This is a genomic window from Niallia sp. XMNu-256 (genome assembly GCF_036670015.1).
Taxonomy (GTDB): domain Bacteria; phylum Bacillota; class Bacilli; order Bacillales; family Cytobacillaceae; genus Bacillus_BD.
Genome location: NZ_CP137636.1, coordinates 732,664 through 753,426, shown reverse-complemented (window position 1 = coordinate 753,426; position 20,763 = coordinate 732,664). Strand labels below are relative to the sequence as shown.

Sequence of the window (20,763 nt, the reverse complement as noted above, 5' to 3'; positions counted from 1 at the left end):
AAAAATTCACTTTGTAGTCATAAGGACCAAAGTGAATTATCCATGATAAAAAGCCAATTCCTCTTGTATTTGCTTTCTGATTTTTACCAAGCACTCTTCCGGGGTTTTAGCAAAAATACGTTTTCCATTTACCATGGCATAAGGACTGCGTGCACACATCCCACAAAAAGAAAGGCAATCTGTTTCAAGTACAGAGACCTCAGGATACTCAGATTCAAGTATCGTTTCCAAGTCAAATTTTGTTATTGTATTACTTTCACATATTTCAACAATAATAACGCTAATGGTACTCTTGGCCCCCTTTATTCATATAGTCCCGACATTTTACTATATCATCCTACCCCAAAAAAACCGAAGAAAATTAGTGACTCGTTCTATCATCTTTCTTCTAATAAAGATAGGGCTGCATCTTTTAACCTTATACGATCTCGCCTATATATTCTCTTTAGTGCGTTCATAAGTAATACCTTGTAACGTTTGGTTGAATAAAATTTCACTAGTTCACAAGGTAAATGCATTAGTTATTTGATATTGTGTACGTAAACTCGAGTTCATCAATTTTTTCATTATATTCTACTTGAAGATCATGTCCATTGAAGAACCATAAGTCCGTTGATTCTACAAAGAAAATCATCCCCTCTATTTCCGTACTAGCAATGATATCAATAGGGTCTTCTTTAGCGAATCCTAATGCATATGATTCTTGGACAGGACTTGATCCATAAATCTTTGGAAAAAACTTTAAATAGTCCCCTTTTTTAAGTCCTATTTCTTCTTTAAACCAGTTTAACGCCTCTTGGCTAACTGTTATATTCATATATGGTCCTCCCTTTGATGAAAATGACTTATTTCGTTAGTTTTCCTCGGTCATCTTACCATTATGTGAAGATTTCTTCCTTATTTTTGCTTTTATCTCAAAAAGTTTAAGGGTTTGTGAAGACTTAATAGAAAATAGTGCTCTGGTTTCTTCCATTTGACTTGGATTGGTATAGGGCCAAATCCGCTCTTTTCACAACATCTTCTGGTTGTTTGTCTTCATCTCGATAAGAAGAAATCCCTAGTGAAATGGTGATCTTCTGTCCTGTTGGATAGGCGTTTCCTCGAATTGTATTCTTATGCGTTCAGCAATTTTATAAGCATCTTCTTCACTTTTAACATTAGTGATAATTACAAATTCCTCTCCACCATACCGAAAACAAAAATTTTCTTGTCTTGATGTATTTTGCAATAAAGTAGAAAGATGCCTTAACACATCATCTCCTACTAAGTGTCCAAATGTATCATTCACCTTTTTAAAATGATCAATATCCAATAAAATGATCGTGAATGGAACTTGGTGCTCAAACCACTCTTTAATCATTAAATTAAAGGACCTTCGATTGCCTAAATTTGTTAATCCATCTCGCTGAACTTGCTTGTTTAATAAGACTAGGTAATTATAAACATGGTGATAAAGCTGGTTGATTTCATAAATATTTGATTTGCTATTCAGTTGACTAAAGGAATGAATCGATTTTTCCTTTTTGATCGCTTTCTCAGCAAATCTAGCTAACTGGTTGAGTGGTTTGGTAAGGTTGTTGGCGATTAACCCTCCGATACTTAGAATGATGAATAGTAGCGGCAAGGATTGAAGGATTACCCGTAACGTTAACTCTCGAAAGGGCTCTTTCATGATATATGTAGGTGTTTGCACAATGATTCCCCAACCCGTATAATCGATGGAGGCATAACCGGAGAAATACTCCACTCCCATCCTGTTAATAATTTGACTGGCCCCATTTTTCCCATCCATTACACTTTGAACTAGCGGATGATCTGCTATTGATTCATTGATCCTTCTTTCATTGGGATGATAAATAATCTTTCCTGATTTGTCCACCACAAAAACAGATGACCCATCTTTAAACTGATGATCGTATAGAATTTTTTAAGTGCATTATCACTTTTTAAATAAAGAGTTCCATCCACAACCCCTTGATAATTTCCGCTCTCATCGAAAATAGGAGCGGATACTAGTAAAACTAGATTACCCGTTTGCGCTAAATAAGGATGCGAGATAAATGGCTGTCTGTTCTGCAAGGCTTGTTTCATTAAATCTGATTGTATTTTTGTCCCAGGTTTCATATTTCCATTCATTTCCAACGGATACATATATTGTACGACTCCATTAGAATCTGTAGTAAACACCGAGTTAAAGTAATTGCTGTTTTTTTGCCACTTTTCCAACTCTTCTTGAGTAATACCCTTACGACCAATAATGTAAGCCAAAGAGTTTATATTTTTTTGCATACTGAAAAATAGACTGTCTGCACTTGAGGCAATTTTTTTCGCATATTGATTATTATTTTCAAGATAGGTTTCTGTTAAGTTTTGCTTTAATGCATAAATGGAAGAATACCAATCACTGCGGTTATACTAAATGCTGTTAGGATAACAAGTAAGCTTATGGCAAACCTAAGTTTAACCCCTTTTTTTTTAACATATGCCTTGCAGTCCTCTCTAGCGCTAAATTTGAATAATCCTACTATAAGACTATCAAATAACTAACTTTATTAATAGTTCTTTTAACCTATTAATTTAGAATTGTTTGCTAAGTCTAATTTTTCACATCATAGAGATTTTAATAACTGCAGCAAAGTTAAATAGGTTTACTTAAAATTTCGGATGAATTTCTCAATAAAAGTCAAACTTCTTTCAGAGTTTCTTTCATCCTCCTCTTATATTTTTCTTAGAGTCTTGAGCTGGAGTCCTACTGCCCGTTAAGCTTACTAAAAAAAGAGCGTGCTTTGATTTTATTATTTTCTAGAGTAATGATTTGCTAAGTGTTGGTGAACCTCTCGGCATTGAAATACCGAGTATCTTTTAACTTTTCAAACATGCGGTCAAAAAACAGACCTACACATCCGATCGTTAGCTGATACACCTTCGGACAGCGCATTACAAATGAGTAATGATGAACTCGAAGATTTTCCCCCAATGAATGGGTAAGAGGTTCATTGGGCTATATAAGGATCTAAGCCACTGGCTTAATACTCATATAGCTACGGTGACGTTGTTTAAATAATTCTTTTAGTGCTGCGTGCCTTTTATTGGTATTATATGGGTACTTTTCAAAGAGCTTCTTAACCTCATCATCAAAGGCGCGTTGCCCAATATTGACAGCCGCATTATGGTCTGCGTCATCTTCATGTTTGCACACGGTACAAACAAAAGACTTCCCTTTACGATTTTTATCATCAATATTGAAGCATTTAGGACACATTTTTGAAGTATAAGCAGGATCTACAGCAATATGTGGAATGCCTAGCCAGTTCAATTTAGATTAATTTTTTCGTTAATTGGCCTCGGACCCACATACTATCCCGTTCGTTATTTTTCCTTCCCCGGTCCAAACTCAGTAATATCTAAGTCTTCATATACACAAATGGAATGAGATCTTTTCGCTTCTTCTATAAATAAGCCAACCGCCTCATTTACACGTAAATCCGCTTGATGAGCATATTGACGAGGGCCTTTGTCCTTTTTCTTTTTCCCACTAAGTGAACAAGCGATATTTTGGATTTTTTCTCTTAACCTTACCTTTTCATAGGGATTCGTACTTTTCTTTAATTCCTTTTGATAGTCTCTCATTTTATTTCGTAAGGAAGATCGATGACCTAATTTTATTTCTACGACCTCTTCATAAAGCTGCCTCATTCCACAAAAACTACCGTAAGGATTTCCTGTATTTGTAAAGATTAAATCTGTAATACCCGCATCAAAGGAAAGGATGTTCTTTTTGGGAATTTTCTTCGTTTCAATTTTTTTCGTAAATGGAACTCCAATTCGAACCTTTCCATGATCCGTTAACTTGATCGTCATTGATCCTGTATCATACTGTTTCATTCGGCGTAATCCATTTCTTGAAGTACTTACCGGAAAAGCTACCCGGTCTTTTTCTCCAAGTAATTTTACATATACAATAAAATCTTCTTTTGTGGAATGGGACCTTTCTAATGTTGAGAGGCGAGTATCCAATTGAAGGGTGACACTTTTTGCCAAAAAGGGCAATTTCATGTATTTTAGCTTGTCCAGAAAGAGATTTGCGACTGTTTCCTTATAATACTCACGTTTTTCTTCACTTAATGCCTTTAACTTCATCAATAGCTTTTGATAATCATCAACTTTGGATTTGGAAGGTTTCTCTTTTTGATTTTCCTTCTCGATTAAACCTTGAATCATCGCCATTTCATCCGCTTTCATAACGGTCGCATTCAATAAGGATAGAAAAGATATATACACCTCCATTTCTGGATGATGCTGTTGGATAAACCCGTAAACCTTATTCCGAATACGAATGACATGATTATGCAGTTCTTTAACGGCCATGTCCACTGCATTTTGTCCATACGCTGAACCAAGTTGATGACTTTTACGTACTTCTTTTTCCAGATTTCTTACCTTTGGTGACTGTTTATTGTTAGTTAACAAATCTAGTAGATAAGTAGGATCTTGACCCATCCTATTTATAAATTTACTAATGAGATTTGTGTATTCTTTTTGAGTGTTTTTTAACAGATTCATTTTATGAATGGTGGGTTTACCATGTAAAAATACAGACCTTGTTTCTGCCATATCCCTCACCCCCCTATTATTCTGTTTTTCAATATATTTAAGAACCGACTGTTTCAAGATAAAAAATACTGTTCCATAACCTTCCTTTCCATAGCTGTTCTTTTATCTCTGGATAGTTCAGAAACAATTTTTTACCTGAAATCCCTTTCAACATTTTATCGATGTAAGATGAGAAACATTTGGGTGTGTGGAGGCAAAAAACATGAACATGATCTTGTTCTCCAACAACCATTGAAACAACAAAACCTTTATCTTCTGCAATCCTTGAAATAGCTCCTGTAAGTAGTGTTCAATTTCCAGAGTTAATACTTGTCTTCGATATTTAACGGACCAAACAATATGATAATTGACGTTATACACATAGGATCTAGCGTGGGTTAAATTTGTTTTACTGGATTTATTTTCCATATATATTATACACAATAATCAAATAAGGAACAACAGTTCGACTCTTTATACTATATGTATAGTTAATAATTAAAAAAAGGCGATTCATCTCCCTATTGAAATAGGGAGGATTCTCGCCGGTTATCCTAAACGAAGGATACTGTATAACATACAAGCAAATGAAGTGTTAGAAATGGGGAAGTAATAAATTACTCGTTATTAAGATGATATTTGAAAATAAATGACACTTATGCTTTGATTATAATAAAGCATTGAAATCTTTTTATACGAAGAGGAAACAGAATGAGCAAATCAAAAGGTTCAAAAAGAATCGCCACATATTCACTTATATTTATGGCTGCAGGTTTTTTAGCTACGACACCTTTTCAAGATTCTGTTTGGATTAGCTTAATACATGGAGGGTTTGAGGCAGGGCTTGTTGGTGGATTGGCCGATTGGTTTGCTGTTACAGCCCTATTTCGTCATCCACTGGGAATTCCCATCCCCCATACAGCGCTACTGCCAAATAACCGACAGCGCCTGACAGAAGGACTTGTTAGTGTCGTCAGAAATGAGTGGCTTTCTAAAGAAAGTATCCAAAATAAGTTAAAAGATATTCCATTTATAGATAGATTAGTCGGTATCATTAATAAAGAAATCCATAAAGAGTCCTTTAAAACAAGGCTTATCCATATAGTTACAAATGCAATAAAAAACATAGAGATCGAAAAAATTACTCCTTTTATCAAGAAACAGCTTATCTTCACTTTATCACGTGTTGATGTTGTACCCACCCTACAAACTGTAAGAGATCAATTTATTCTCGATAAAATGGATCAAAAAGCATTAGATTATGCATTGGCAAAAACCGAAGTCTGGCTAAAGAGCAAACAAACAGAGATGAAGCTTGGAAAAATTTCGATGAATGCAATAAATACTATGGAAGTAAGTGGTCTACGGAAATTCGCCTTCAAATCGATAAAAACCCTTCTAACGGCAGAGAATCTAGGACAAATGATACAGGGGCTGTTACTTCGGGTTTTACGAAATCTACAAATAGAGGGCAATCCAAACCGATTAGCAATACTGGCTTTTATACATAGGGAGTTAGAGGATATAGAGAACCAAACTAATTTAATTAGTACCGTAGAAAAATGGAGAGACGAACTCTTTGAGGGTTGGGTCTCAGACGATATGATTACTGACAAATTAGGACAGCTTAAAGAAAAGCTTGTGACTATCGTAGAACATCCAGGATTTATGGAATCCAAGGCAATTCCTATGCTTGAGAAAGGATTAAACCATCTATCGGAAAAAAGTTCGGAAGTCAATAATTGGATTCAACAACAAATTATCCTACTTGTAGAAGAAAATCATTCAAAAATAGGCGACCTAGTTAGAGAAAACTTAAATAAACTTGACAATGACACTCTCATTGATTTAGTTGAAAATAATATAGGCAAAGACTTACAATGGATTCGTGTGAATGGCGCATTCTGTGGATTTGTTATCGGAATCTTGCTAACAGGGATGAAGCTAGTTATTGGATAAAGAAATGCCAGGTACCTAAGTAGGTATCTGGCATTTTTTGTTTATCAGATTTAAATACGCTTACGGCAACGCCTATGTGATCAACAAGCTCTGCCTAAACCTTTCCATCACCGGGGTGAAAAGCCCCCACAGACGGAAGTTTTACTTTATTTTATTGGTTTTTTAACAAGAAATGAAAGTGTAATTAATACAATTAGAACGGTCAAACATACAACAGTCCCAATTATGTTATTCTGGTTAAATATAAATGCTATAAAGATAGCAGAAAGTGATAATGCTCCGAATATAGTAGTGAATGGGAACCATTTTACTCGGAACGTCGGTTTTCTTGAATACGATTTACGCAACTTCAATTGGGCTAAGCAGATTCCGATCCAAATGATGAGGACTGTAAATCCAGGGATCGACATTAAATAGCTAATCACCTCATCTGGTGTTAAATAAGACAAAAATACACCAGCTAAAATAAAGGTAGTTGTAACTAAAATACCGTTAAGCGGAATCCCTTTTGTAGTAATTTTCGAAAAGACTTTAGGGGCTTCCCCATTTTTAGCCATTGTATATAAAGTTCTTGATGTTGCATAAATGCCTGAATTGGCAGCTGATAAAACGGCTGTTAATAAAACAAAGTTCATAATACTTGCCGCTCCTGACAGCCCTGATAATGTAAATACTTGAACAAAAGGACTTTCTTGCCCACTTACTTGATTCCACGGAATAATTCCACAAATAATAAGAATTGGCAATACGTAAAAAATGATGACTCGAAACACAGTTGTTTTAATAACCTTCGGGAGAACCTTTTCGCTATCCTTCGTTTCTGTCGCAGCAACACCGATTAACTCAGCACCACCATAAGAAAACACTACAACTAAAAAGGCACTGAACATTCCACCTAACCCATTAGGGAAAAATCCGCCATATGCCGTATAGTTTGAAAATGAAGCACTTGAATCTGTTGGGAAGATACCAACTAGGATGAAGGCCCCCAAAATAATGAAGGCTACTAATGTAAATATCTTGATACTTGCAAACCAAAATTCCATTTCCCCATAGCTTTTAACTTCAAATAAATTGATTGTAATAATAACTACCGCACAAAGAATACTTAAAACCCATAACGGAATATGAGGAAACCAGTACTGTAGAAAGCTCCCGGCCGCAATTAATTCAACCGCTGTTACGACCACCCAGTTAATCCAATATAGCCATCCGATAATAAAGGAAGGACGAAAGCCAAAAGCTTTATGAATAAGAGTCTGTACATTTAATTTAGGATAAACAGTTGCCATCTCTCCTAAGGCCGCCATAACAATAAATAAGAGCAGCCCCCCTATCATATATGCAACGACAACACTTGGGCCTGCCATATTTAATGTGTCAGAGCTTCCCTTGAAAATCCCGGTTCCAACCATCCCTGCTAAAGCGATGAATTGAACATGTCGTGGTTTTAATCCCCTTTTTAACTCATGTTGATTTTCAGACATTATTTCACACCTTACTATAATTTATGTTTATTTTTCCCCGATCGTACAGAGACATCCAATATAATCACTACTTTATATTAAATTTACCCCGACTAATTTGCGACCTAAACGCTTTTTAGCGTTAAAGCAACACTATCCTAGAATATCATATTTTAGTAAACTGTCAATTTACAAATTTATGCAGAAGCTAAAAAAAATAGGGACAGAGCATATGCTCTGTCCCTATTTTTTCACAATATGATATTATGCCTTAACAGCAACTAATTTGCGAGCTGCTTCTTTCACTTTTTCTAAACCTGCTGCAACAATTTGATCAGCTTTGTCTGGTGCAGCAGCATGGCCTTCAATAATTACTTCATCAATGATTTCCATTCCGAAAACCCCACCGAATACATTACGCATATAAGTAGCAGCCATTTCCATTGGAGCAGCCTCTGGAGTTGAATAAATGCCACCACGTGCGCTTAATAAAATAGCTTTTTTATCAGTCATTAATTGAACCATGTTACCATTTTCATCATATTTAAAAGCAAATCCTGCTGCATAAACATAATCAATAAACGTTTGTAATTTAGCTGGAATCGTTAAGTTCCATAATGGGAATGCAAAGACAACTAAGTCTGTTGCAGTAAGAAGGTCCATCGCTTTTTGTTTAGCATTTAATAAGCGTTGTTCGTAATCTGTTAATTCTTCGCCTTTTTCTACTTTAGCAAAGGCGTCAAACAGTTCTTGTCCGAAGTATGGTGTATCTTCTTCATATACATCATAAACTGTTACATTTAGGTTATCTGCCCCTTTAACTTCTTCCATAAATGTTTCATACATTTTACTTGAAACTGCTTCTGTAGCAGGACGATTGTTTGCTTTTACTACTAGTACATTCATTATAATATTACTCTCCTTTTTATTATCTTTATAATAAATATCTCGAATTAATGATATATTAATATTATGTTAAGGTCAATGGTACTTTATTCCTCTATTACATTTAATAAATCAATATCATATATTTCAATTGGTAACTGTTATTGTGATATAAAAAAAGATGCAGCTCCCAAGAACTGCATCTTTTCAAACGCACCATTTAGATATTAACCCTGTCTCTTTTCAGCCATATCTATACCTTATATTACCCGCCTTGATTAACTGACTTTATACAATTATTTAGACAGAAAAACGAAGACTTATTTAAAAAGCCTTCGTTTTTTTTGAGAATTATTAAAGTCTTGTATCCCATTTACCACACCAAACATTTTCATTTGGTGTTCCTTTGAATTCTGATTCACCCATGATTTTATCAATTACAGCTTTGATTGTAATTTCATCATCTTTGTATGCATTAATATAGCATTTTACCATTGGTACATCTGTTAAATGGGTTGTGAAGTTTAATGATATGAATACAGTTGGAACCTCATGTACATACCAAGGTACCTCGTTAGACATCGCAGTTTTCCATCTAATACGATAATTATTTTCAGCTCCATAACCTACTACATCTGCAAAAATAAGGGCTGCATCGACTTCTTCCCGGTATTTTAAAGTAGGGCCTTTAACACGAGAGTTGCCTTCGTTAACTGTCACTTCAAAACCGCGTCGCTCTAATTCCTCAACAATGAATTTTAGCGTTTTTTCATTAGGTTCATATATTCCTCCTACTTCTCCTTCTAAGAAGTACAGACGAAGGCGCTTATGTGTTTCTGGACGAATTGGCAATTGATCTAACGTGTTTTTCACAAGTGTAATTCCTTTATCAGCCGCTTGTTTTGCACGTTCAATGTGATCGTCACAGCCAACAACTTTTAAATCATCTCTTGTACGGAATATTGTGCCGTCTTTTTGTGCTTTGTGTAGGCCAAGGGTAGCTTTAAGGCCCAAAATTCTTTCTAACGCATCTTGAAGACGTTCTTCTGTGATGATTCCATTTTTGTATCCATTTAACATAAAGTTGTAATCCTCATCAATATTGTTAAAGAATAAGAACATATCACAGCCAGCTGCAATCGATTGCGGAACATACTCTTCACGTCTCATTGCTGCTGTCATTCCTAACATATGAGTCGCATCTGTAAGAACTAAGCCATTAAAGCCTAATTTTCCTTTTAGTAATCCATTAATTAATTCTGGTGCCAGTGTAGCTGGTAAAATATCACGATCTTCTAATTCCGGAACAAGTGCTTTTTGGTATTCGGGTACTGCAATATGGCCAGCCATAATAGAATGAACACCATTTTCAATATGATTACGGTATACTTTACCGAAAGATTCTTCCCATTCGTCTACAGATAATTCATTAACACCCATAACTAAATGTTGGTCACGTTCTTCAGTTCCATCACCAGGCCAGTGTTTAATACATACACCAATATTACTTTCTGTTAAACCTTTAATATAGGAGTTTGTATGCTTTATAACCGTTTCAGCATTTGTACCATAAGCACGTGTGTTAACAATTGTGTTTCTCCAGTTTTTTAAAATATCCACACATGGATCAAAGTTCCAGTTAACACCAATTGCATGTTCTTCACGGCCACTGACATAACCTGCATCATAAGACACCTGTTCATCGCCTGAAGCTTCACACATTGCAGCTGCAGCTACATATGTACCATCGTTCATTGCACCATTACCGCCAGCATCACAGTTAGCAGCTACTAGTAACGGAATTTTTGAATCCTTTTGTAAGCTGTTTATTAAATCTTGAACCTGATCTGATGTACCACCTTGGTAACGCGCTCCACCAATGTGATATTTTTCAAGAAGTTCTTTGTTTGTAAAATTATTACCACTAAATTTATCTTCTCCAAAGAAAAATAGGTTAATAAATAACTGACCAATTTTTTCTTCATCAGACATGCCAGCAATTGTATCTTTTACCCATTCAATATCTTCATCAGATAGATTATATGGTTTTGCTTTTAAATCTACTTTTGGCATGGGGATATTTTTGGCGATTTTTTGTATCATCGTTATTCCCTCCTGATTTTATTTCAAGTTGTTATTAAATTCATCAGTCAGCATTTGTTGGTATTCACCTGCAAAGCTTCCATCAAGGAATTTCCCTATCGCTTCATTTTTGAAACGATCCCAAGAGAACTTTTCTTTCCCAACTAAAATTGGATAAAAAAGAACGCCATTTATCTCGGCAGCCGCTAAATCTCCAGGAGCATCGCCGACCATTAATACATGTGTTTCATCAAAGCCGAACTTTTTCATTTCTCCGATGCAATACGCTTTTGTGCCAGCTTCCTGCCCGAGCATCACATCAACGTGAACAGAAAGGTCATGTCTCGTCCATTCATCAAGCACAGCTGCACCGTTAGCAGACGAAACGATGGCTACGTTGGCAACATTATTGGCGGCTTCTAAACCTTCCTTTGCACCTTCAACTGGCTTATCGTTTCCAGCTAGTTTTTCTTCAATCGTACGGTTAACTGCATGACTCCATTCAAGCGCTTTCTTTAATTGCTCATCATTGGTTTCTGCAATGGCTTTTTCAAGAGATGGATTAGAAAGTTCACTCGTAGTTTCAGTCCAATTTTTAAAAGAAGAAATATCAGGCATTTCAATACCTTCTTTTTCTAATGCTTCGAAAGTAGTGACAACCCCTTTAAAACGGTTGATTCCTCTCGTTTTTGTATATAAATTAATATCATTCCATACTTTAAGGAAACGATCCTTAATTTGATGGAGTTCCCAAGTATTTACCGCCTCTGGTCCAAATGCCTCGATATGTTTGACATCCATTGTATCCATGGCACAGCCATCAGAGTCGACACAAATCAAAAAATCCTTTGTTTTTTGAAATTTTTCTATCTTATCGTTCATTTTAAAACCCTCTTTTCATTGGATTTGTTATTCGCTTTTCAAGAAAGTGTTTGAATACCCTTACAAAAATATGTAAATTTAAATATAAAATTGATTAAGCTGCTAATCCATATCATTCGGATTAGCAGCCTTCATTAATATAAAATTGAAATTAAACTCCTGTATAAGAAGAGAATCCACCATCAATTGGAAGAACAACACCAGTTACGAAGCTTGCGGCATCTTCGCTGGCTAAGTAAAGAAGTCCACCGACTAACTCTTCTGGCTCACCGAATCTTTCCATTGGAGTACTGCTAATAATTTTTCCAGTTCTAGCAGTTGGTGTTCCATCTTCATTGAATAATAATTTTTCGTTTTGTTTTGTTACTAAGAAGCCTGGTGCAATCGCATTTACACGAATGCCTGTTTTTGCAAAGTAAGTCGCTAACCATTGTGTAAAGTTACTGATAGCAGCCTTTGCCCCACTATAAGCAGGAATTTTTGTTAATGGTGTATAAGCATTCATTGAGGATACGTTAATGATGTTTGCACCTTTTTTACCAATCATATCTTTCGCAAAAACTTGGGATGGAAGCAATGTTCCTAAGAAGTTTAAGTCAAAGACAAATCCAACCCCTTCAGGATCTAAATCAAAGAATGTTTTCAATTCTGGATTTTGTTTTACTTCTTCTTCATTATAGAATTCATCTTCCGTTGAACCCTTTGGATTGTTTCCACCTGCACCGTTTAGAAGAATATCAACTGTACCTAATTCTTTTACAATGATTTCTCTAGCTTGTTCTAGAGCTGCCTTATCTAATACGTTTCCTGCAACACCAATCGCTTTTCCGCCAGCCTCGTTTATTTCAGCTGCCACTATATCGGCTGATTCTTTGGTACGATCTAAAACAGCTACTTTTGCTCCACATTCTGCTAAAGCTTTTGCAAAATAAGAACCTAATACACCGCCGCCGCCAGTTACAACAGCTACTTTATCTGTTAAATCCACTTTAAATGGAACTGCCATGTTTAAATCCTCCTCAAGGAATGGTTTATTTCACTTAATTATTTTCTACCTTTTTGTTCTGCTTCCCATAGTCCATATAGATATGTTGCGCCTAAAGCACGGTCATATAATCCGTAACCTGGTTTACCCGTTTCTCCCCAAATCATTCTTCCATGGTCAGGGCGAATTGGGCCTTCATAGTTGAAGTCAGCCATTGATTTAATGACCTCATACATATCAATTGAACCGTATTCAGATGGATGCGCACTTTCTTCAAAAGATAATCCGCCTGTTAGTTTAATGTTACGAGCATGTACAAAGTTTACGCGATCTTTCTTGCCGAAATAACGTAACATTTCTGGGAAGTCATTTTTAGGTTCTGCACCAAGAGATCCACTACACATTGTTAACCCGTTATTTGGACTATCATATAGGTTAATAAATCTTTCTAAGTTCTCTTTGTTCGTGATAATACGTGGTAATCCAAAGATATCATACGGAGGATCATCTGGGTGGATTGCCATTTTAATGCCAGCTTCTTCTGCTACTGGAATGATTTCTTTAATGAAATACTCTAGGTTTTCCCAAAGCTTTTCATGATCTACATTTTTATAGTGATCAAATAATTGTTGTAAGTCTTCTTTCTTATAGCTAGAATCCCAACCTGGAAGTGATAATTCACCTGTTAAAGGATCCATTTTCTTAGCTACTTCTTCTTCAAAAATAAGTGCAGTCGAGCCATCTGGAAGACGGTACTCTAAATCCGTACGTGTCCAGTCGAAAATTGGCATAAAGTTGTAACATACAACTGGGATACCAACTTTTCCTAGATTGCGTAAAGTTGTTTTATAGTTTTCAATGTATTTATCACGAGTTGGCAACCCGATTTTGATGTCTTCATGAACAGGAACACTTTCAATCACTGAAATGTGTAAGCCAGCATCTTCTACTGCTTTGTTCAACTCTTCAATTTTATCCAACGGCCAAGCTTCCCCAACCGGGATATCATAAATAGCTGTTACAATTCCTTTCATTCCTGGAATTTGACGAATATACTCCAAAGGAATCGAATCTGTTTTTCCATACCAACGAAAACTCATTTCCATAATTAATTTCCTCCTTATTATTCAACTTCGATAGCGAAGTAATTTTTAGCGTTGTAATAACAAATGTTTTCAACTAGTTGTTGCAGCAATGATGGGTCGTTAGGAATCTCCCCATCTTCCACCCATGTTCCAACTAAGTTACATAGAATTCGACGGAAGTATTCATGTCTGCTATATGAGATAAAACTCCGTGAATCTGTCAGCATCCCAACAAAGTGCATTAATAACCCTTGATCAGCTAAGGCTGTTAACTGGCGGATCATTCCTGGTTTTGTATCATTAAACCACCAGCCAGAACCAAATTGGATTTTACCAGCGATTCCGTCTTCATTACTTTGGAAGTTCTGTATGGTTGTGCCAATCAGTTCATTGTAGACGGGGTTTAAATTGTAAACGATGGTTCTAGGCAATGAATCCTGCATTTCAAAAGCATTTAATAAAGCATTTAATGGTTGTGCAACTTCACCTTGATCACTAATGGAATCAAAACCAGCATCAGGACCCAATTTTTGGAACATTTTCGTATTGTTATTACGAATCGCTCCAAAATGAATTTGCATTGTCCACTGTCTTTCTTTATAGGCTTTGGCAAGTGAAAGTAAAATAGCGGTTTTAAACTTATTTTCATCCTCTAAACTTACATGATTGCCTTTGCGGCCAGATTGATATATTCCATCTAATTCAGCTTCTTCGAATTCAGCAAACGGAATTTCAGATAAGCCATGGTCAGATATTCTACAACCTTTTTCATGGAAGTATTGAACTCTGTCTAATAAGGCTCCAATATAGTCTGAGTAACTTGGAAAAGATTTATTTGCAATTTTTTCAAGAGCTTCGACAAAAGGAACAAATGTGTCCTTATTGATTTCCAACCCTTTATCAGGACGAAATGACGGAAGCACTTTTACTGGAAAGTCTGATAACTGAGCAATTTGTTCATGATACTGAAGATCATCAGTCGGATCATCGGTTGTTCCAATAACCTTCACATTTGAACGTTTTATAATTTCCCGAACAGAATAATCATCCTGTTTCAACAATTCATTACAACGGTCCCAGATTTGTTCCCAACTGTTTTCATTTAGTAATTCTTCAATCCCAAAGTATTTTTTTAACTCAATGTGGGTCCAGTGATACAATGCATTTCCAAGGGTATATGGAACCGTTTTAGCCCAAGCTTTAAATTTTTCTTTAGGGTCAGCATCACCAGTAATATATTTCTCATCAATTCCATGTGCTCTCATGGCTCTCCATTTATAATGGTCGCCTTCTAGCCATAGTTCTGTAATATTGTTAAATTTACGGTTTTCTGCAATCTCTTTTGGTGATAGGTGGCAGTGATAATCATAGATATGCATTTTTTTTGCATATGTATGATATAAATCCACTGCTGTTTGGTTATTCAGCATAAAATTATCATGAATAAATGGACTCATAACGCCTTCCCCTCCTATTTACTTTGGATTAACATTTTTTAGGTGCTGCTTATAAAGCTCTATTTAATAGAAGCTAATTTATCAGCAAATGTTCTAGCGACTTGTTGGACAGAACTGTAATCGCCATTGGTAACACCTTTTGTTAATGCACTGCCAATTCCAACTGCAAATGCACCATTGTTTACCCACTTATCAATATTATCAATACTTACTCCACCGGAAGGCATGATTTCAACATGTGGAATCGGACCTTTTACATCTTTAATAAATCCTGGGCCCATTAAGCTACCAGGGAATAGCTTTACAACATCAACCCCAGATTCTAACGCATGCATAATCTCTGTAACTGAACCACAGCCTGGTAAATAAGGAATAGCATAACGGTTACAGACCGTTGCAATCTCAGGACTAAAATGAGGACTTACAATATAACGAGCCCCTTTCATAATCGCGATCCTTGCTGTCTCTCCATCTAATACTGTTCCTGCCCCAACAATCATGTTAGAATCGCCAATTCGTACCAATTCTGCGATTGCTTCTTCAGCGCCAGGTGTTGAGAACGTTACTTCTAAAGAGCGAATTCCACCTTGATAAGCTTGTTTAGAAATTTCTACTGCATCTTCTTTATTTTTTCCACGAATAACGGCAACTAGATATCCCTTATGTATTTCATTTAACACTTCAAATTTTTGCAACATTTACTTCACCTCGTAAATATAATTAAAAGCTTCTTAAGGATAATTTTTTCATATTTATGATATTAGGTTGGTTAAAAACTGCTGATTTATACGATATATACAAATAACCTTTTAAAAAGATATTTATGAAAATGTTTCTTGTATACTTGTATACTAGCATGCCTATATTGGTATTTCAAGTGTGTACTGATAAAATTTACTAATTGACACAACTTCGTAAAATTTAAAAACCAGCATCCTAAAAGAATGCTGGTTTTTGATCAGGTTGTTTAAAATAATTATGATAAGGGCTGTTATCCTGAATAAATTCGTCCCATAATTTGATCGGTTCGATAATATGTTGTCTAACAATTTCCTCAACTTGTTCACAATCTTTATTTTCAAGAATTTCAACAATTTTTCCGTGTTGTATAATCGCCTCATCAAAATGATGCTGCATTTCGGAAAGAAGCCTCATTCGGTTGTAATGTGTACTGATTCGAGTAATGGCCTCCCATACATGTTCTTTCTTATTTCCCAAAAAGATAATAGAGTGGAATTCCTTATCAAGCGTATGAAATTCCCTTTCTTTTCCTGTTAATCCTATTAGTTCCTCTTGAAGAACAATGTTTTTCTTTAAATCATACATATTTGCTTTCGGAAAAGACTCACAAGCCAACTTTAAAACTTCTCTTTCTATAGTATATCGCATAAAAGTGGCTTCTTTAATAAGCTGTGGATCAATTTTTGATATATAGGTCCCTACTTGAGGAATAACTTCAATTAAGTGTTCCTCACGCAATTTGGCGAGAACTTCACGAATGGGGGTTCGAGATAAACCTAATGCTTCAGCTAATTCAACCTCACTTATCGACTGTCCAGGTTTTAATTCCAAAGACATAATGGAAGACTTAATCATTCGATAAGCATAATCTTTATTATTTTCCCCGGGAAGCCTTGATGCATCTGTAATCATTTTGGTACACTCCCTATTTTCTGACCAACTACTAACTTCATAATAGCATGGTAAAATAGTATCATTCAATATAAAAAAAGAAGATAGTCATTTCACATAACTATCTTCATTAACTTTGTTAAATACCCTTAAGCAGCACTACCGTCTCCATTTCTTTTTGCAGCTAAATCAGCAGCAAGCTTATCGGTACGTTTTTTGTTTAAAGGATATAGGAAGGTAATGATGATAAATACAGCCAAGAAAATTAATGCAGGGATTAGAGTACCAACCATATGGATCCCGCTTAGTGTTTCAGCTGTTTGTACTTCAAGTGTTGAATTATAACCAACTGCTGCAATTGCCGCAGCACCAACTCCCCCTGCAACTGCTTGTCCAATTTTACGTGCCATTGAATAGATCGCATAAATCGTTCCATCTTCACGTAAACCAGTTAAATATTCGTGATAATCAATAATATCTGAAACGAATGCCCAAATTACAAGACTAAACACACCCATACCAAGCATAGCAATAGCAAAGAGAACAATAAATTGTGTTACGTTTAAGTGCGGAAGCAGATATAAAGCTAAATAAACAAGTCCCGCTACTAATACACTTACAGATACCAATTCTTTTTTACCGAATTTTTTAACTAACTTTTGAATGAATGGTGCCATTACAAACGCAGCCCCAGATTGCACCAAACCAACAATACTTAAAGCAGTAGCTGTTCCAAAGTAATCTTTAAACAAGTAAACGTTTACTGCACCAATTAACATAAGGTTTACCATGAAAGTTAAAGAAGCGGCGAGAAAGAATATTAATGGTTTATTTTTAACAAGCCCTTTGATTGTTGCACCCTTTTGAGGTTTTGGTTTAGCAGTTTCATCCACAACGATACGTTCTGTAGTCATCTTGTAACAAGCTATATAACATGCAATTGCTAAAAGACCAAAAATAAGGGCTGCCATGAAAAAGCGACTTGGTACTGCTTTGTTATCTACAAACAGAATGATCGGTCCGAGAACATTAATGACTAATCCTGCCAATTGTGATCCAACAGTTCTCCAAGTAGATAAAGCAGTACGTTCTACCGGATCAGCTGTCATAACAGATGCCATCGATCCATAAGGGATGTTAACTGTACTATATAACGTTCCCCATACAATATAGGTTACGTAAGCATAAGCTAGATAAAATCCATCTGACATTCCTGGAATATAAACAAACATTAATACACCAGTTATAACAAGTGGGAACGACATTCTTAAAATCCATGGTCTAAATTTCCCGTTTTTCCCTGTTTTTCTCGTATCAATAAAGCGTCCCCATGCCATATCAGCAAAGGCATCCCATAAACGGGCAACTACAAACAATCCACCAACTGCCGCAGGATCAAGATGCATAACATCTGTATAAAATACCATTAAAAATGCCAATACAAGCATAAAGAAGAAATCGTTTCCAAAGTCTCCGAATAAATAACCAAATTTGTCTCTTGTACCAAATTTACGCATTTTTTTCACCTCTATATTAGTTTGATAAAAAAGGGCTTTCATTATTAATGAAAAATTTACTAATCGACTTATCTTCATTGAACTGTTTGCCCTAATTTTATAAATTTAATGCTATTATGCCTACAAAACTCTTGGGCAAAAGTCGAGATATCTCTGTGAATTAGTATACTTGTATACTAGCATGCTGATAGTAAAAATACAATAAAAAATTGAAACCGTTAACAATATGTTCAAATTTATAAAAAAAGATGTATTTTTTTATTGCCTTTTTAAATATTTTATGTTTATTCCATCCTTAATTATTTGGTTTTATTTATTTCGCTTAACTTTACCAGTAAAGAAAGGCTTTTCACACTAAATCGTTTCTAGACAGAAATTAATGTATACTAGTATACTAAAGAAGTTGAATGATTCTTTTTAACGATTGTAATACTAAAACGAGCCTTATTAAAATTCATTCTTCAAATGGAAAATAAAATGAGAGGAACATAAATAATGGAAATGACTAATAAATCATCCGTTCATTCTTCCGAAAAAGAAAAACAAGATTCGATCATGAATAAAATTTTAGAAACAATCAGTGGAAGTTTTGCTCCCATATTAGGAGTTCTTGCTGGTTCTGCTTTAATTACCGCCTTGCTCTCCTTATTGAAAACACTTGGATGGATCTCTCCTGAAAGTGGTACTTATGCAATTTTATCAGCAGCAGGGCATGCAATCTTTTACTTCTTCCCCGTTTTTCTTGGGATCACGATGGCTAATAAGTTGGGAGCTAATGGATATGTTGGCGGAGCCATTGGAGCATCCCTATTAGAGCCGAATTATACTAACTTGGTCAGCCAAGGAGCACAAGACGTTTCTTTCCTAGGAATTCCAGTCATCCTAGCTAATTATTCTTCAACTGTATTTCCAATCTTAATTGCGGTTTCGATCTATGTATTACTAGATCGATCTTTGAAAAAGGTCATTCATAAAGATTTACAAATGTTTATTATTCCTATGATTTCCTTAATTGTGATTGTACCACTAACCATTCTCGTCTTTGGACCCTTTGGTACATATGTTGGGGAAGCTTTGTCTGCTGCTATTCAATTTTTAAGTTCTAAGAGTGGACTTCTTACAGGAGCAGTGCTGGGAGCCGCATGGTCATTCCTTACTATCTTAGGTCTTCACTGGGCGGTTATTCCAATATCGATTGCAAATCTAGCTGCAAGTGGTTTTGACCCTATTATCCCAATGGCGGCTGCCGCTCCTTTTGCTCAAATCGGGCTTGGTATGGGTGTGTTCATTAAAACAAAAGATAAAGACTTAAAAACGCTAGCTGGGTCTGGTTTACTTCCTAGTGCCTTAGCAGGTACAACAGAAATTATCACATACGGTATTCTTGTTCCTTACAAGCGAACTATGCTTTATGTTGCAATAGCTGGAGCTATTGGTGGAGGTATTATTGGGTCACTTGGAGTTAAAGCAACAGGATTTGCCTTGCCAAGTTTCTTATCAATTCCTGTTTTTACACCAATGAGCCAACTTTTAATCGGAACTTTGACAGCTTTATTTTTAACCATGGTTCTTGTCCTTGTATTTGGATATGAAGGCAACAAAGTTGTAAAACCTGCTAAGAAGGTAAAGGAATTTGGATTAGATCCTGTGGAGAGAGAAGTCATTATGAGCCCATTAAGCGGAGAAGTGGTTTCATTAGCTAAAATTGACGACCCTCTTATTTCATCTGGGACAGTAGGAGAAGGAATTGCGATTGATCCTACTAAAGGTGAAGTGGTTTCACCAGTCGATGGAATGGTTACTTCTTTATTCGCTTCCAATCACGCCATCGGGATTACATCAGATAAGGGAGCAGAAATCTTAATTTTTATTGGAGTCAATACTGTTCAATTGAAAGGTCAGTTTTTCACTTCTCATGTAAAACAATGGGATACTGTTAAAAAGGGGGATTTGTTAATTGAATTTGACATCGAAAACATTAAATCTGCCGGCTATGATGTTAAAACACCTGTTGTCGTCATCAATACAAATCAATATATAGATGTAATCTCAACGAAGGAAGATACTGTTCAGGCGAGGGAAGCTATTATTAAGCTTAATGTATAAAGTGAAACTTCCATCAGTGGGGGGGGTTCTTTCATCCCTCACTGATGGTTAGTCACGTAGAGCCTGATTGATTTATCTAAGGGCTGAAGCACAAAGATAAATCTTATTCACCAA

General features: G+C 35.8%; 17 protein-coding genes and 1 pseudogene. 2 read left to right on the top strand and 16 right to left on the bottom strand.

All coding sequences use genetic code 11. The features are described 5' to 3' along the window. Positions 1–36: 36 nt before the first annotated feature. From R4Z10_RS03700 to R4Z10_RS03675, 6 genes and pseudogenes are all read right to left on the bottom strand, one after another. A complete protein-coding gene (locus R4Z10_RS03700) occupies positions 37–264 on the bottom strand; it encodes a DUF1450 domain-containing protein (RefSeq protein WP_338473155.1) in 228 nt (75 codons plus the stop codon). Positions 265–517: 253 nt separating this feature from the next. After that, positions 518–817 (bottom strand): HesB/YadR/YfhF family protein, encoded by a 300-nt coding sequence (locus tag R4Z10_RS03695; protein ID WP_338471882.1) that lies wholly within the window; start codon positions 815–817, stop codon positions 518–520. A 124-nt stretch (positions 818–941) separates the two neighbouring features. Beyond that, a pseudogene (locus R4Z10_RS03690) lies at positions 942–1,672 on the bottom strand (GGDEF domain-containing protein). A 146-nt stretch (positions 1,673–1,818) separates the two neighbouring features. Continuing rightward, positions 1,819–2,289 (bottom strand): PDC sensor domain-containing protein, encoded by a 471-nt coding sequence (locus tag R4Z10_RS03685; RefSeq protein WP_338471881.1) that lies wholly within the window; start codon positions 2,287–2,289, stop codon positions 1,819–1,821. 724 nt (positions 2,290–3,013) lie between these two features. After that, entirely contained in the window at positions 3,014–3,316 is a 303-nt protein-coding gene (locus R4Z10_RS03680; protein WP_338471880.1) for a zinc ribbon domain-containing protein, read from the bottom strand. 53 nt (positions 3,317–3,369) lie between these two features. Next, positions 3,370–4,614: a hypothetical protein gene (locus R4Z10_RS03675; protein WP_338471879.1), complete on the bottom strand. Its 1,245-nt coding sequence runs from the start codon at positions 4,612–4,614 to the stop codon at positions 3,370–3,372. A 690-nt stretch (positions 4,615–5,304) separates the two neighbouring features. On the opposite strand from R4Z10_RS03675, the gene R4Z10_RS03670 reads away from it, so the two are divergent. Then, the gene (locus tag R4Z10_RS03670; RefSeq protein ID WP_338471878.1) at positions 5,305–6,552 is read left to right on the top strand and encodes a DUF445 domain-containing protein; all 1,248 of its coding nucleotides are present in this window, start codon (positions 5,305–5,307) and stop codon (positions 6,550–6,552) included. A gap of 146 nt (positions 6,553–6,698) precedes the next feature. Here the strand turns inward: R4Z10_RS03670 and R4Z10_RS03665 are convergent, their stop codons facing one another. From R4Z10_RS03665 to R4Z10_RS03620, 10 genes are all read right to left on the bottom strand, one after another. Then, positions 6,699–8,039, bottom strand: a complete 1,341-nt coding sequence (locus R4Z10_RS03665; protein WP_338471877.1) for an amino acid permease — start codon at positions 8,037–8,039, stop codon at positions 6,699–6,701. A gap of 243 nt (positions 8,040–8,282) precedes the next feature. After that, complete coding sequence (locus tag R4Z10_RS03660) at positions 8,283–8,924, bottom strand: FMN-dependent NADH-azoreductase (RefSeq protein ID WP_338471876.1); 642 nt, start codon at positions 8,922–8,924, stop codon at positions 8,283–8,285. A 333-nt stretch (positions 8,925–9,257) separates the two neighbouring features. Then, the gene (locus R4Z10_RS03655; RefSeq protein ID WP_338471875.1) at positions 9,258–11,006 is read right to left on the bottom strand and encodes a glycoside hydrolase family 3 N-terminal domain-containing protein; all 1,749 of its coding nucleotides are present in this window, start codon (positions 11,004–11,006) and stop codon (positions 9,258–9,260) included. Between the two features lie 18 nt (positions 11,007–11,024). After that, entirely contained in the window at positions 11,025–11,867 is an 843-nt protein-coding gene (locus tag R4Z10_RS03650) for an HAD hydrolase-like protein (protein WP_338471874.1), read from the bottom strand. A 151-nt stretch (positions 11,868–12,018) separates the two neighbouring features. Next, positions 12,019–12,873, bottom strand: coding sequence for an SDR family oxidoreductase (locus R4Z10_RS03645; RefSeq protein WP_338471873.1), 855 nt, complete (start codon positions 12,871–12,873; stop codon positions 12,019–12,021). A 38-nt stretch (positions 12,874–12,911) separates the two neighbouring features. Continuing rightward, positions 12,912–13,958 (bottom strand): mannonate dehydratase, encoded by a 1,047-nt coding sequence (gene uxuA / locus R4Z10_RS03640; protein WP_338471872.1) that lies wholly within the window; start codon positions 13,956–13,958, stop codon positions 12,912–12,914. Positions 13,959–13,975: 17 nt separating this feature from the next. Beyond that, on the bottom strand, positions 13,976–15,394 hold the full coding sequence (gene uxaC, locus R4Z10_RS03635) for a glucuronate isomerase (RefSeq protein WP_338471871.1): 1,419 nt from the start codon (positions 15,392–15,394) through the stop codon (positions 13,976–13,978). A gap of 59 nt (positions 15,395–15,453) precedes the next feature. After that, positions 15,454–16,089 carry a bifunctional 2-keto-4-hydroxyglutarate aldolase/2-keto-3-deoxy-6-phosphogluconate aldolase gene (locus R4Z10_RS03630; protein ID WP_338473154.1) on the bottom strand — a complete coding sequence of 212 codons (636 nt, stop codon included), beginning with the start codon at positions 16,087–16,089 and terminating at the stop codon, positions 15,454–15,456. Positions 16,090–16,330: 241 nt separating this feature from the next. After that, positions 16,331–17,047 carry a GntR family transcriptional regulator gene (locus tag R4Z10_RS03625; protein ID WP_338471870.1) on the bottom strand — a complete coding sequence of 239 codons (717 nt, stop codon included), beginning with the start codon at positions 17,045–17,047 and terminating at the stop codon, positions 16,331–16,333. A gap of 128 nt (positions 17,048–17,175) precedes the next feature. Next, a complete protein-coding gene (locus R4Z10_RS03620; RefSeq protein ID WP_338471869.1) occupies positions 17,176–18,543 on the bottom strand; it encodes a glycoside-pentoside-hexuronide (GPH):cation symporter in 1,368 nt (455 codons plus the stop codon). Positions 18,544–19,038: 495 nt separating this feature from the next. Between R4Z10_RS03620 and R4Z10_RS03615 the strand changes: the two genes are divergently transcribed. Beyond that, entirely contained in the window at positions 19,039–20,649 is a 1,611-nt protein-coding gene (locus R4Z10_RS03615) for a glucose PTS transporter subunit IIA (RefSeq protein ID WP_338471868.1), read from the top strand. Positions 20,650–20,763: the final 114 nt, after the last annotated feature.

Coding starts and splice junctions, on each gene's coding strand:
- R4Z10_RS03620 (WP_338471869.1), bottom strand. CDS start 18,543: ATGCGTAAATTTGGTACAAGAGACAAATTTGGTTATTTATTCGGAGAC.
- R4Z10_RS03650 (WP_338471874.1), bottom strand. CDS start 11,867: ATGAACGATAAGATAGAAAAATTTCAAAAAACAAAGGATTTTTTGATT.
- R4Z10_RS03665 (WP_338471877.1), bottom strand. CDS start 8,039: ATGTCTGAAAATCAACATGAGTTAAAAAGGGGATTAAAACCACGACAT.
- R4Z10_RS03655 (WP_338471875.1), bottom strand. CDS start 11,006: ATGATACAAAAAATCGCCAAAAATATCCCCATGCCAAAAGTAGATTTA.
- R4Z10_RS03660 (WP_338471876.1), bottom strand. CDS start 8,924: ATGAATGTACTAGTAGTAAAAGCAAACAATCGTCCTGCTACAGAAGCA.
- R4Z10_RS03670 (WP_338471878.1), top strand. CDS start 5,305: ATGAGCAAATCAAAAGGTTCAAAAAGAATCGCCACATATTCACTTATA.
- R4Z10_RS03695 (WP_338471882.1), bottom strand. CDS start 817: ATGAATATAACAGTTAGCCAAGAGGCGTTAAACTGGTTTAAAGAAGAA.
- R4Z10_RS03675 (WP_338471879.1), bottom strand. CDS start 4,614: ATGGCAGAAACAAGGTCTGTATTTTTACATGGTAAACCCACCATTCAT.
- uxaC (WP_338471871.1), bottom strand. CDS start 15,394: ATGAGTCCATTTATTCATGATAATTTTATGCTGAATAACCAAACAGCA.
- R4Z10_RS03615 (WP_338471868.1), top strand. CDS start 19,039: ATGGAAATGACTAATAAATCATCCGTTCATTCTTCCGAAAAAGAAAAA.
- R4Z10_RS03645 (WP_338471873.1), bottom strand. CDS start 12,873: ATGGCAGTTCCATTTAAAGTGGATTTAACAGATAAAGTAGCTGTTGTA.
- R4Z10_RS03685 (WP_338471881.1), bottom strand. CDS start 2,289: ATGCAAAAAAATATAAACTCTTTGGCTTACATTATTGGTCGTAAGGGT.
- uxuA (WP_338471872.1), bottom strand. CDS start 13,958: ATGGAAATGAGTTTTCGTTGGTATGGAAAAACAGATTCGATTCCTTTG.
- R4Z10_RS03625 (WP_338471870.1), bottom strand. CDS start 17,047: ATGATTACAGATGCATCAAGGCTTCCCGGGGAAAATAATAAAGATTAT.